This window comes from Frankia umida (assembly GCF_023242945.1).
GTDB lineage: Bacteria > Actinomycetota > Actinomycetes > Frankiales > Frankiaceae > Frankia > Frankia umida.
This window is the reverse complement of sequence record NZ_JALKFT010000006.1, coordinates 274,734-288,283: the sequence shown is the minus strand read 5'-3', so window position 1 is coordinate 288,283 and position 13,550 is coordinate 274,734. Positions and strand designations below refer to the sequence as shown.

The window sequence follows — 13,550 nt, the reverse complement described above, 5'->3', positions numbered from 1 at the left end:
GGGCCGCGGGGGGGGGGCCCCCCGCCGCGGCGCCCCCGCCCCGGCGGGGGGCCCGCCCCCCCGGCGCCGGCCGGTAGGGACCGGACGCGAAGCCCGCGGACACCCGCGGATCCGCGTGCCGTGGACGGACGTCGAGCGGGTCCACGGACGCGCCGGGACCCGCCACCTCCCCGGCACGCGGGTCGGCGTCACGTACGTCGCGCGGCTCGCGTGGGTCGGCCCCCTCCGACCCGGCGTCGCGTGGGTCGGTCCCGCCGGGGTCGGCCTCGCGCGGGTCGGCGCCGTGGGAGTCCGGATACGCGACAGGGTCGTCACGCTCCTGCGACGACCCGTGGCGCGCCGACGCGGTGGGAAACCAGCTCGTCCGCTCGGTTCGTGGGGCGGGGTCGCGGCGTGGCTGGAACATCGGAAAACGATCCTCCTCGCCGCCGGGCGGCGGGACCGGGGGGGTCATCGCGAGGTACCGGCGTGTCCTACTTACTGCCGGCGGTCCAGTTCAGACCCCATGCGTATGCCTTGTCGAGCTCACGGTGCCCGCTGACATACCGGACCTCGCGGCTGACGCTGAAGTCGTTGCCAGTATTCGTCAACAGCGCGATCGCGCACATCCGGGACCCGCCCGCCTGCTCGTCCAGCCGTACCTCGATCGGGGCCCCCTGCGCGGGGGTCAGGGTGACCACGGCGTCGGCCTGGTCGAAGGACGCCACACCCTCGTAGATGAAGGCGAAGACGAGCACCCGACGGATCTGGGCGATCTGGTTGAGGTTGACGTAGAGGTTCTCCCCGCCGGCCGCGGCACCGGTCCGGTCGTCCGCGTCGAGGTTGAGAAACGGCGCCGCGTCGAACGAGCCGAACGCGTTGCCGAGCGCCTGCACGACGCCGGAGCGGCCGTCGGAGAGCTCGAACAGCGCGGCCAGGTCGAGGTCGATGCCGCTGGAGCCGGCGCCGAGGACACGCTTGAGGAAGCCACCCTTGGGGGCGCCGGACGCGGGGTTCTGGTTCCAGTTCAGGTTCACGTGCAGTCGACCGCCGCCGCCCTGCTTGCTCAGCGAGACGGTCGGGGTGGATTTGGTCAGCGTCACCTTGCTCAACGACACCGGGCCGGAGCCGGCCGGTGGCGCGGCCGGACGCTTCGAGTAGTCAATGCCCATGGATCCGCTCCCTCGCGGTCGCCGGGTACCTGCGCGGTCGCCGGGCGCCTGCGCGGATACCGGATGTCAGTCAGATCACTGGATGCTCCCGACGATGTCACATCCGTTGCGTACTGCTCCAGACCCTGTCCGTCGTCCCACGGACAGGGCCGTCCCAGAAGCAGCGCGGTCAAGCGGGCCGTGCGACAACGCTGTGTGCCCAGGTGTTACAGGAAGTGCGGGAAGTGCGGTTACAGCGGGGCCGGGGCCGGCTCGCGGGATGTGTCGGGTTCGTCGTCCTGCCCGGCGTTGTCACCCCCGGCCGCGGCCTCCTTGCGGCGGTGTCGGATGGAGGACACCAGCGCCAGGCCGATGAAGGCGACGCCGACCAGGCCGGTGATGATCTCCGGCACCTCGGTCTCGATCGAGATGGCCAGAATGATCGCCAGCGCGCCGATCGCGTAGTGCGCACCGTGCTCGAGATAGATGTACTCGGACAGGGTGCCGCGCCGGACCAGGTACACCGTCAGTGACCGGATGTACATGGCACCGATGCCGAGACCGGCGGCGATGACGAAGATGTTCTGGGAGATCGCGAACGCGCCGACGACCCCGTCGAAGGAGAACGAGGCGTCGATGACCTCCAGGTAGAGGAACAGGAAGGCGGCGGCCCGGCCGGTGGCGAGCACCAGCTTGGGCGTCCCACCGGAACGGGCGGGTGCGGCCGTGTCCCCGGCCGCCACTGCGCCGCCCACGGCGCTGTCGTCGTCAGCACCGTCGTCCTCGTCGCCGATCCCCTGCGCCTCGAAGAACTCCCCGAGACCACGCACCGCCAGGTAGGTGGCCAGACCCGCGACGCCCGAGGTGAGCACCTGCTGGGTGTGGTCGCCGGAGAAGGCCTCACCGACGACGAGCAGGGCCACGAGTGCGACCACGATCGGGATCACGTCCAGCTGGCCGGCCCGACGCAGCGGCTCCTCCAGCTTCCTGATCCACTGGATCTCCCGCTCGGGATCGAACAGGAAGTCCAGAAAGATCATGAACAGGAAGATCCCGCCGAACGCGGCGATCGCCGGATGCGCGTCCCCGAGCTTCTCCGCGTACTGCGCGCTGTCGTTGAGAGCCAGGTCGAACACGTCGACCGGGCTCAGATGCGCGGTCAGTGCCACGATCACGATCGGGAAGATCAGCCGCATGCCGAACACGGCGATGAGCACGCCGAGCGTCAGGAAGATCTTCTGCCACCACTCGCTCATCCGGCGCAGGATCGTGGCGTTGATCACCGCGTTGTCGAAGGAGAGGCTGATCTCCAGGATCGCGAGGATGGCCACGATGGCCGCGTCCCGGGGCCCGCCGAGCACCCCGGCCGCAGCCACCCCCAGCGCGGTTATTGCAAAGGACCATCCGAAGATCCTCAAGGCGTGCACGCCCACCAACACCTTTCCGGACCGATCGCCAGACCACGGTCACCCGGCCACACCGCGCGGGTGGATCCGCGGTCCGTCGGATCCACCGGGTCGCTCGAAGTCACCGGAGACCGCGTCGATCCCGAGGCCATCGGCCCAGGTCGGCGGTCGACGGCATCGTAGCCGCTCACCAGGGGTGCGCGACCTGACAAATGGGCTACACCAGGCGTTGGATTCAGACGTTTACGCCGAAGTCCCGGGCGATGCCGGCGAGACCGGAGGCGTAGCCCTGGCCGACGGCGCGGAACTTCCAGTCGCTGCCGTGCCGGTAGACCTCACCGAAGACCATCGCGGTCTCGGTGGAGGCGTCCTCGGTCAGGTCGTAGCGGGCGATCTCGGTACCGCCGGCCCCGTTGACGACCCGGATGAAGGCGTTGCGGACCTGGCCGAAGTTCTGCTGGCGCGACTCGGCGTCGTAGATCGACACCGGGAACACGATCTTGTCGATCTCGGTGGGCAGCGAGCCCAGGTTGACGGTGATCGCCTCGTCGTCGCCCTCGCCCTCACCGGTGAGGTTGTCGCCCTGGTGCTCGATCGCGCCGTCCGGGCTCTTGAGGTTGTTGAAGAAGATGAAGTGCCCGTCCGAGACGACCTTGCCGTCGGCGCGGCAGGCGATGGCGCTGGCGTCCAGGTCGAAGTCGGCACCGGTCGTGCTGCGCACGTCCCAGCCCAGACCCACCAGGATGCTGGTCAGGCCGGGGGCCTCCTTGGTCAGCGAGACGTTGCCGCCCTTGCTGAGGCTTACTCCCACTGTGCTCTCTCCTCCTGCGTCCGCCGACCACCGTCGAGGTTCGGTCGGCTGCGATGTGTGTGCCCTGTGGTCACCCGGTGCCATGGTTCGGACCAGGCGCCGGCAGCCTACTGTCGGGCGCGATCGCCCCCGTGCGGCCGCACCCGGGTACGCCCGGGCACCGCCGCGGCCGTGCCCGGCCGTGCGACAGTGGCCTCGATGCGGTGCCCGTCAGCGCAGATCCCCCAAGCTCCGTGTGCACTGCGGGACGAACGAGCGCCGCGCAGGGTTCCCGGCGACCCCCCGAGGAGATTGGTCACGTGGCCGTAACACGCGGGGCCGCCGTAACACGACTGGAAACTCGGCCACCGACCCGATGGACGCATCCACACCGTGCACCCAACGCCCGGGCACCTGCGGTGGGCTCGGCCAGACCGCCGCGTGGCCGTGGTCTGGCCGCGAAAGTCCACGCCGAACCGCACAACAGACGCGGTTCGGACGTTCGTACGCCTGGCAACTGGGGAACATCGGCAGCAGTGCAGACCATCCGGACGGTGCCGACTGACCCACCTCGACGCCAACATTCACCCACGCGATGGTCGCGGGCAGTTCACGTAGAGGTGTCGCTATTCGCCACGTGCAGGGCGGACCATTGAGGCGTGGTTCGTCTGGATAAGGTCGCCATGATGATCGGACGTTCAGTAGGCCGGGTTGTCATCTCCGACGTGACCCCGGTCGTGTCGTGCGGCCAGTGGCCCGCGCGCGCGGTCGTGGGCGAGAGAATTACCGTGGGCGCGACCGTCTTCCGGGAGGGTCACGATCTCATCGGTGCGAACGTGGTGCTGTCCGGGCCCGACGGCCAGGGCACGCCCTACGTTCCGATGCGGGTGGTCGGCGCGGGCACCGACCGCTTCGAGGCGGAAATCACCGTGGGCGGAAGTGGCCTGTGGGGATTCCGCGTCGAGGCGTGGGCGGATCCTGTCGCCACCTGGCGCCACGGCATCGAGCTGAAGGTCGGCGCGGGGCAGGGCTGTGACGAGCTCGCGGTCGACTTCGAGGACGGTGCCCGGCTGCTGCTGCGGGCACTACCAGGGGTACCGGAGGGGCGGCGGGCGGAGATAGCCCGGGCGGTAGCCACGCTGCGTGACGATGCGCTCAGCGATCCTCATGATCGGATCGCTGCCGTGCTCGACGCGCACCTGGTGAGCCTGCTCGACGCGTTTCCGCTGCGCGAGCTGATCACCCGCTCCCCGCTGTACCGGGTGTGGGTGGACCGGCCCAGGGCGCTCTACGGGAGCTGGTACGAACTGTTCCCGCGCTCGGAGGGTGCCACCCTGGACCCGCCGCGCTCCGGGACGTTCCTGACCGCCGCCGAGCGGCTGCCCGCGGTCGCCGCGATGGGCTTCGACGTGGTGTACCTGCCACCGATCCATCCGATCGGCGAGGTCAACCGCAAGGGCCCGAACAACACCCTCACTCCGGGTGAGGACGACCCGGGTTCCCCGTGGGCGATCGGCAGCGAGCACGGCGGCCACGACGCCGTGCATCCAGACCTCGGCACGATCGAGGACTTCGACCTGTTCGTCGCGCGGGCCCGCTCGCTCGGCATGGAGATCGCCCTCGACCTCGCCCTGCAGTGCGCGCCGGACCATCCGTGGGCCAAGCGGCATCCGGAGTGGTTCGTCGTGCGCAGTGACGGATCCATCGCCTATGCCGAGAACCCGCCGAAGAAGTACCAGGACATCTACCCGCTGAACTTCGACGCGGACCCGAACGGTCTCTACCAGGAGATCCTTCGGGTGGTTCGGTACTGGACCGGGCACGGAGTGCGCATCTTCCGGGTCGACAATCCCCACACGAAGCCGGTCGAGTTCTGGGAATGGCTCATCGGTCAGGTGAAGGCGACCGAACCGGACGTGCTCTTCCTCGCCGAGGCCTTCACCCGGCCGGCGATGATGCACACACTGGCCAAGGTCGGTTTCACTCAGTCATACACCTACTTCACCTGGCGCAACGAGAAGTGGGAACTGGAGGAGTACGCGACCGAACTGGTCGCCTCCGCGCATTACATGCGGCCGAACTTCTTCGTCAACACCCCGGATATCCTGCCCGGTTTCCTCCAGGACGGCGGGCCGGCGGCGTTCCGCCTGCGGGCGGCGCTCGCGGCGACGCTGTCGCCGACCTGGGGTGTCTACGCCGGGTACGAGCTCGGTGAGAACCTCGCGGTCCGGCCGGGCGGCGAGGAGTACCTCGACTCCGAGAAGTACCAGTACCGGCCGCGGGACTGGGCGGGTGCCGAGGCGGCCGGGCTCTCACTCGCGCCGTACCTGACCCGGCTCAACCAGATCCGCCGGGCCCACCCGGCCCTGCACTGGCTGCGCAACCTGCACCTGCACCAGGCCGACAGCGAACAGATCATGGTCTATTCCAAGCGCCTGCCCGCCACCGACGCCGCCGCCGCCGACACGGTGCTCGTCGTCGTCAACCTCGATCCGCACCAGGCCCACGAGACCACGGTGCATCTCGACCTGCCCGCGCTCGGTTCCGACTGGGACGACACGATCGAGGTCACCGACGAGATCACCGGGGCGACCTACCAGTGGGGCCGGCACAACTACGTCCGGCTCGACCCGACGGTGGAGTCCGCGCACATCTTCACGGTGCGGACCCGGTCATGAGCGACGCGCTCGACCCCGGCCGGCCATCCGAAGGCGCGTTCGTCGAGGCGGAGGTCATCGTCAACACCGAGCCGGAGCCGTTGAGCGAGCGGATCGGCGCCGAGGCCCCGCGCCCGGCGCCGGGGCCGGCACCGTCCGGGCCGGTCGGCCCGTCCCCCCGCGACCCGCACTGGTACAAGCGCGCGGTGTTCTACGAGGTACTGATCCGCGGCTTCGCAGACTCCAACGGGGACGGCACCGGCGACATCCGCGGACTGATCTCCAAGCTCGACTACCTCGAGTGGCTCGGCGTCGACTGCCTGTGGCTGTTGCCGATCTACTCGTCGCCGCTGCGCGACGGTGGCTACGACATCGCCGACTACTTCCAGGTCCTGCCCGAGTTCGGCGACCTGGGCGATTTCGTGGCTCTCGTCGACGAGGCCCACCGCCGCGGCATCCGGATCATCGCCGACCTGGTGATGAACCACACCTCGGACGCGCATCCGTGGTTCCAGGCGTCCCGCTCGGACCCGGACGGCCCCTACGGCGACTTCTACGTCTGGTCCGACACCGACACCCGGTATCCGGAAGCCCGGATCATCTTCGTCGACACCGAGAAGTCGAACTGGTCGTGGGATCCGGTGCGCGGCCAGTACTACTGGCACCGCTTCTTCTCCCACCAGCCCGACCTGAACTATGACAATCCGGACGTCCAGGAGGCGATGCTCGAGGTCCTGCGGTTCTGGCTGGATCTCGGCATCGACGGGTTCCGCCTCGACGCGGTGCCCTACCTGTACGTGCGGGACAACACCAACGGCGAGAACCTGCCCGAGACGCACGAGTACCTGCGCCGCGTCCGCAAGGAGGTCGACGCCAAGTACGCCGACCGGGTGCTGCTCGCCGAGGCCAACCAGTGGCCCTCCGACGTCGTCGAGTACTTCGGCGCCGACGACGAGTGCCACATGGCGTTCCACTTCCCGTTGATGCCACGCATCTTCATGGCGGTCCGGCGTGAGTCGCGCTACCCGATCTCGGAGATCCTGGCGCAGACCCCACAGATTCCGACGAACTGTCAGTGGGGCATCTTCCTGCGCAACCACGACGAGCTCACCCTCGAGATGGTCACCGACGACGAGCGTGACTACATGTGGGCGGAGTACGCCAAGGACCCCCGCATGAAGGCGAACATCGGTATCCGCCGCCGGCTCGCGCCGCTGCTGGACAACAGCCGCGACCAGATGGAACTGTTCACCGCGCTGCTGCTGTCGCTGCCGGGTTCCCCGGTGCTGTACTACGGCGACGAGATCGGCATGGGCGACAACATCTATCTGGGTGACCGCGACAGTGTCCGCACCCCGATGCAGTGGTCGCCCGACCGCAACGCCGGGTTCTCCACCTCCGACCCGGCCCGCCTCTACCTGCCGCTGATCATGGACCCGGTCTACGGCTACCAGGGACTCAACGTCGAGGCCGGGCAGCGCACCCAGACCTCGTTCCTGTCCTGGACGCGGCGGATGATCGAGGTACGCAAGCGGCATCCCGTCTTCGGCCTGGGCAGCTTCGAGGAACTGGGCGCGTCCAACCCCTCGGTGTTCGCCTATGTGCGCGAGTTCGGCGACGACAGCGTGCTGTGCGTGGCGAACCTGTCACGCTTCGCCCAGCCGGTGGAGCTTGACCTGCGCCGCTTCGAGGGAATGGTCCCCGTCGAACTGCTGGGACGGGTGCACTTTCCGCCGATCGGCGACCTGCCGTACCTGCTGACCTTGCCAGGTCACGGACATTACTGGTTCGCGCTGTCCAGACCGGGGGAATTCACCCCCTGAGCCCTGTCCACGTCCAGTCCGTACACTGCCGCTCCGGTCGCCCCACCGATCGCCCCGCCGGCCATCCCGATCCGTCCGGACCTGTTCGATGCCGGATGGGTCGGGCTGGCCGTCGTAGGCGTCGGTGTCGGCGTCGTGGCGCGGTCAACGGATGCTCAGCTGACGGACGACCGACGCGGTGGGGACAGTCCGGACCGGTGTCGGCGCGCTGCGTAGGCGTAGTACGGACAAGGAAAGGTATTTTCGGGATATTCGACGTTAGGTGCGATGATGATCGTCGACTGCGGGGACCGGGAGGCCGGGGATGGGTGACCACCATGGTGAGCTGACCGGCCTGTTGACGGACTGGCTGCCGCGGCAGCGCTGGTTCGCCGGCAAGGGCCGGGCCAGCGGCCGGTTGCGGATTCACCGGGACATCCTGGTCAGCGAGCCGTTGCGGCTGCTGATCGTCGAGGTCGACTACGACCGCGGCCCCGCCGAGTTCTACCAGGTCCCGCTGGTGCTGCGTCATGACGCGCCGCACGGGCACGAGGGGTTCCTGATCGGCGAGTGCGCCGGCGGCCTGGTGTACGACGGGCTCGCCGATCCCTCCGGCGCGGCCACACTGTTGGACTTCCTCGCCCGGGCCGTGCACCGCGACGACCTCGTCGCCGAACGCTTCCCGGCGCCGGACGACGACACCCGGGTACCGCTGGTCGACCTGCCCGCGGCCCCGATCGGGGCCGAGCAGTCCAACTCCTCCGTCGTCTACGGCGACGCCTACATCCTCAAGGTGTTCCGCCGGCTGTGGCCCGGCGAGAACCCCGACCTCGAGGTGACCCGGGCGCTGGCCGCCGTCGGCAGCCAGCACGTGGCCGCACCGGTGGCCTGGTACACCGGCGAGGTCACCGGCGTCCCGACCACGTTCGGTTTCCTGCAGCAGTACCTGCGCAGTGGCAGCGAGGGCTGGCGGATGGCGCTGGCCAGCGTCCGCGACCTGTACGCCGAAGCCGACCTGCGCGCCGACGAGGTCGGGGGTGACTTCGCCGCCGAGGCCGAACGCCTCGGCGCCGCCACCGCGCAGGTGCACGCCGACCTCGCCCGCGCCCTGCCGACCCGTCCGCCGACCGCGGACGACCTGCGCGGGCTCGCCGCCTACCTGCGCGGCCGTCTCGACGCCGCCCTCGACGGGGTGGAGGCGCTGCACCCACACGCAGAGGCGATCCGCACCGTCTACGACGCGCTGCACGCAGCGCCCCCGGCCCTCGTGCACCCCCGGCCCTTCCAACGCCTGCACGGCGATCTGCACCTGGGTCAGGTGCTGCGGGTCGACTCCGGCTGGGTGCTGTTCGACTTCGAGGGCGAGCCGGCCCGGCCGGTCGCCGACCGTGTCGGCCTCGAGTCCCCCCTGCGCGACGTCGCCGGGATGCTGCGTTCCTTCGACTACGCGGCCCGGTCACTCCAGCTCGAACGGGACGACGAGCCGGGCCTGGAGTACCGCGCGCAGGAATGGGCGCAGCGCAACCGGGACGCCTTCTGCCAGGGCTACGCCGCCACCGCCGGACGTGACCCGCGCGACGACGCGACGATGCTGCGCGCCCTGGAACTCGACAAGGCCGTCTACGAGGTGCTCTACGAGGCACGTCACCGACCCGGCTGGATTCGGATCCCGCTGGCCGCGGTCACCCGGCTCACCGCGACCGCGGCACCCGCCGCACCCGCCGGCTAGCACTCTGCCTATTCGACCATCCAGGCCCCATTCGACCATCCAGGCCCCATTCGACCATCCAGGCCCCATTCGACCATCCAGATCACCTGATCCCCCACGCGGAGAGAGGCAGGGGTGTCCCCGTGACCAACGGCGACGTCACCAACGGCACGGCGCGAACGGGGCGCCGCGGCGCGCAGGGAGCCATCGGTTGGCCGGCCCCTGCCGGCCCCGCCGGCCCCGACGCGTCGATCCGTGACCGGGAGGGCCGGGTGGCCCTGGCCGATCGCGCCGCCGAGCGGTTCAGCCACCCCGGCGAGCCGACCACCGCCACCACCACCGAACGAGCCGAGACAGAACGGACCGACACCGAACAGACCGAGACCGTGCCGTCCGCCGAGTCCGCCGGCGCCACCCCCGCGGGTGACGGGTCGGGCAGTGGCGACAGGTCAGGCAGTGGCGACAGGTCAGGCAGTGGCGACGGGTCGGGCGGCGGCGACGGGGTACCGACAGGCGAGGGTGACGTGGGTGAACCGCAGCGGCCGGCCGAGGTGAACGGCGCGGCGCGGGAAACGGCCGTGGCCGTGGCCGAGCCGCCGCCGCTGGACGTACCGCCCGGGGTGCTGGACCGGCTGGTGGCCGGCACCCATCACGACCCGCACTCGGTGCTCGGCGCCCATCCCAGCGGCGACGCGACCGTCGTACGCGTGCTGCGCCCGGACGCGAGCTGCGCGACCCTGCTCGTCGGCGAGGCGCGCTACCCCGCCACCCGGCTGCACAGCGGCGGGGTGTTCGCCGCCGTGCTGCCCGGTCACCTGCCCGACTACCAGGTCGAGGTGACCTATCCGCACGCCACCGGCGTCATCGACGATCCCTACCGGCATCTGCCGACCGTCGGCGAGATCGACCGGCATCTGATCGCCGAGGGACGCCACGAGCAGCTGTGGAAGGTCCTCGGCGCCCACCCGCGCACCCTGCACACCCCCGGCGGCCAGGCGGTCACCGGTGTCAGCTTCGCGGTGTGGGCCCCGTCCGCGCGGGGGGTTCGCCTGGTCGGCGACTTCGACTTCTGGGACGGCCGCGCCTTCCCGATGCGTTCGCTGGGCAGCTGCGGTGTGTGGGAGCTGTTCGTCCCCGGTGCGGGCGCCGGCCTGCGCTACAAGTACGAGATCCTCGGCTTCGACGGTGTCTGGCGGCAGAAGGCCGATCCGATGGCCTTCCGCACCGAGGTTCCACCCGCGACCGCGAGCGTCGTCACCCACTCGACCCACACCTGGTCGGACGGGGACTGGATCGCGCGTCGGGCCAGCACCGCCTGGCACACCGAACCGATCAGCATCTACGAGGTGCACCTGGGCTCCTGGCGGCGCGGACTGTCCTACCTCGAGCTCGCCGAGCAGCTCACCGCCTACGTCCAGGACAGCGGTTTCACCCACGTCGAGCTGCTGCCCGTCGCCGAGCATCCCTTCGGCGGCTCCTGGGGATACCAGGTCTCGGCCTACTACGCGCCGACGGCCCGCTTCGGCAGCCCGGACGAGTTCCGCCACCTCGTCGAGACCCTCCACCAGGCCGGCATCGGCGTGATCGTCGACTGGGTGCCCGCGCACTTCCCCCGCGACTCCTGGGCGCTGGGCCGCTTCGACGGCACCCCCCTGTACGAGCACCCCGATCCGCGCCGCGGTGAGCAGCCCGACTGGGGCACCTACGTCTTCGACGTGAGCCGTCCCGAGGTGCGCAACTTCCTCGTCGCCAACGCCGTGTACTGGTTCGAGGAGTTCCACGTCGACGCCCTGCGGGTCGACGCCGTCGCCGCCATGCTCTACCTGGACTACTCCCGCCCCGACGGCCAGTGGCTGCCCAACGAGCACGGCGGCCGGGAGAACCTCGACGCCGTCGCCTTCCTGCAGGAGACCAACGCGACGGTCTACCGCCGCTTCCCCGGCGCCATGATGATCGCCGAGGAGTCGACCGCCTGGCCCGGTGTCACCCGCCCGACGCACCTGGGCGGACTCGGCTTCGGCTTCAAATGGAACATGGGCTGGATGCACGACACCCTGGACTACACCTCCCACCAGCCGGTGCACCGCAGCTTCCACCATCACCAGATGACGTTCTCCATGGTCTACGCCTACTCGGAGAACTACATCCTGCCGTTCAGCCACGACGAGGTCGTCCACGGCAAGGGTTCGATGCTGCGCCGCATGCCCGGCAACCGCTGGGAGCAGCTGGCGAACCTGCGCGCCCTGTACGCCTACATGTGGGCGCATCCCGGCAAGAAACTGCTCTTCATGGGCAGTGAGTTCGGCCAGGACAACGAGTGGAACGAGGGCGCCTCCCTCGACTGGCCCCTGCTCGACGAGCCCGGTCACCACGGTCTCGCCGCCCTCGTCCGCGACCTCAACGCCCTCTACCGGGCCTCCCCCGAGCTCTACCGCCGGGACGTCGACCCCACCGGCTTCTCCTGGATCGACGCCAACGACACCGGCAACAACGTCTTCTCGTTCCTACGCTGGTCCGGCGCCTCCGACACCGCCGCCTCCGACACCGGCTCGGGTGACGCGACCTCCGGCGGCTCCGGTGTGATCGCCTGCATCACGAACTTCGCGGGCATCGCCCACCACGAGCACCGGATCGGGCTGCCGTTCCCCGGCCGCTGGCGGGAGGTGCTCAACACCGACAGCCAGCGCTACGGCGGCGCCAATCTCGGCAACCTGGGCGCGGTCGAGGCCACCGACCGGCCGTACCACGGCCTGCCGGCCTCCGCGTCCGTCACCCTGCCGGTCCTCGGCGCCATCTGGCTCCGCCACGACCCCACTGTCTGACCCGCACCCCACTCCTGACCCGCACCGACACCTCGCGGACCCCAGGCGGACCGGGTGGTCCGGGTGGTCCGGGTGGTCCGGGTCCATGACGCCGGGGCCGCGACCAGGGCAGTGTCCGGCCGGGGCCTGCGCAGGGATCGAAACAGCGGATTCCTCAGCAGGCCCCGGCGGGGACGATCATCTGGCCACGGCGCGGGTGGGCCAGAACGGGGCGGGGGTCAGAACAGGGCTGCGGCCAGGGATCTGCGGGCGGGGGCCACGGCGGGGTCCTCCTCGCCCAGGGCCTGGAAGAGACCGACCAGGTGGGCTCGGACCTGCTCGCGCTCGGGGCCGCTGGTGCGCCGGACCAGTGCGACCAGGTCGGCCAGGGCACCGGGGGTGTCACCCTCGGCCAGACGCAGGTCGGAGGCGGCGATCGCGGCCTCGAGGTCGTCCGGATCGGCGGCGAGACGAGCCCGGATACGGGCCGGGTCGTGATCGCGTACCCGGCGCAGCAGCTCGGCCCGGGCCAGGCCCAGCGTGGCTTCCGGGTCGCCGGGCGCCTCGTCGAGACGAGCGCGGTAGGACTCGACCGCCGTGTCGAGATCGCCCTGGGCGAGGGCGTCCTCGGCGGCGGCGAGGTGCGGGTCCTGTTGGGGCGCGCCGCCGGGTACGCCACCGGGCGCATCGCCGGTCGCCTCGGCGACGACGGACAGCAGCTGGTCGAGCCAGGCGCGGGCCTCCCGCTCGGGGACGGCGCCGGTGAACTCGCCGATGATGCGCCCGCCGACGACCGCCTTGACGGTCGGAATGCCCTGCACCCCGGCCGCCTGGGCGAGCTGCGGGTTGGCGTCGACGTCGATCTTCGCGAGAATCCAGCGCCCGCCGTCGTCCGCCGCGAGCTTCTCCAGTACCGGGCTGAGCTGCTTGCACGGGCCACACCACGAGGCCCAGAAGTCGAGCACGACCGGCACCTGCATCGAGCGGTTGACCACGTCCGTCTCGAAACTCGCTTCGGTCACGTCGATCACCACCGGGCCGGTGGCGGTGCCCGCGCCGGCCGGGGCGCCGCCGCCCGCTCCCGCGGGGGCGGGACCCGGGTTGGGGGGTGGGGGCGCAGCGGCCGGCTTGGGGTCGAGCGGAACGGCGCCGGCGAGGCGCAGGCCGCCGAGGCTGTCGGGCAGTCGCCCGGGTCGTCCCGGGCCTCCCGCGCCCCGCGGCACTCCGGATGGAACTGGTGGCCTACGTTGCATGCC

At 70.5% G+C, this 13,550-nt stretch carries 8 protein-coding genes and 1 pseudogene; 4 read left to right on the top strand and 5 right to left on the bottom strand.

All coding sequences use genetic code 11. The features are described 5' to 3' along the window. The 4 genes and pseudogenes from MXD59_RS08910 to MXD59_RS08895 all read right to left on the bottom strand — a co-directional run. A pseudogene (locus MXD59_RS08910) lies at positions 1-406 on the bottom strand (hypothetical protein); the annotation flags it as partial. A 67-nt stretch (positions 407-473) separates the two neighbouring features. Continuing rightward, entirely contained in the window at positions 474-1,151 is a 678-nt protein-coding gene (locus tag MXD59_RS08905) for a TerD family protein (protein ID WP_248824254.1), read from the bottom strand. A gap of 230 nt (positions 1,152-1,381) precedes the next feature. Then, positions 1,382-2,557: a DUF475 domain-containing protein gene (locus tag MXD59_RS08900; protein ID WP_248824253.1), complete on the bottom strand. Its 1,176-nt coding sequence runs from the start codon at positions 2,555-2,557 to the stop codon at positions 1,382-1,384. 214 nt (positions 2,558-2,771) lie between these two features. Then, positions 2,772-3,347: a TerD family protein gene (locus tag MXD59_RS08895; protein ID WP_163547736.1), complete on the bottom strand. Its 576-nt coding sequence runs from the start codon at positions 3,345-3,347 to the stop codon at positions 2,772-2,774. 662 nt (positions 3,348-4,009) lie between these two features. On the opposite strand from MXD59_RS08895, the gene MXD59_RS08890 reads away from it, so the two are divergent. The 4 genes from MXD59_RS08890 (at position 4,010) to glgB (ending at position 12,315) form a co-directional block, all read left to right on the top strand. Then, positions 4,010-6,004 (top strand): alpha-1,4-glucan--maltose-1-phosphate maltosyltransferase, encoded by a 1,995-nt coding sequence (locus tag MXD59_RS08890; protein ID WP_248824278.1) that lies wholly within the window; start codon positions 4,010-4,012, stop codon positions 6,002-6,004. Then, the gene (treS, locus tag MXD59_RS08885) at positions 6,001-7,806 is read left to right on the top strand and encodes a maltose alpha-D-glucosyltransferase (RefSeq protein ID WP_248824252.1); all 1,806 of its coding nucleotides are present in this window, start codon (positions 6,001-6,003) and stop codon (positions 7,804-7,806) included. The genes MXD59_RS08890 and treS overlap by 4 nt, the downstream gene beginning before the upstream one ends. Positions 7,807-8,110: 304 nt before the next feature. Beyond that, positions 8,111-9,514 (top strand): maltokinase N-terminal cap-like domain-containing protein, encoded by a 1,404-nt coding sequence (locus MXD59_RS08880; RefSeq protein ID WP_248824251.1) that lies wholly within the window; start codon positions 8,111-8,113, stop codon positions 9,512-9,514. Between the two features lie 599 nt (positions 9,515-10,113). After that, on the top strand, positions 10,114-12,315 hold the full coding sequence (gene glgB, locus MXD59_RS08875) for a 1,4-alpha-glucan branching protein GlgB (protein ID WP_372512004.1): 2,202 nt from the start codon (positions 10,114-10,116) through the stop codon (positions 12,313-12,315). 218 nt (positions 12,316-12,533) lie between these two features. On the opposite strand, the gene MXD59_RS08870 is transcribed toward glgB, so the two are convergent. Then, positions 12,534-13,547, bottom strand: a complete 1,014-nt coding sequence (locus MXD59_RS08870) for a tetratricopeptide repeat protein (RefSeq protein ID WP_372511986.1) — start codon at positions 13,545-13,547, stop codon at positions 12,534-12,536. Positions 13,548-13,550: the final 3 nt, after the last annotated feature.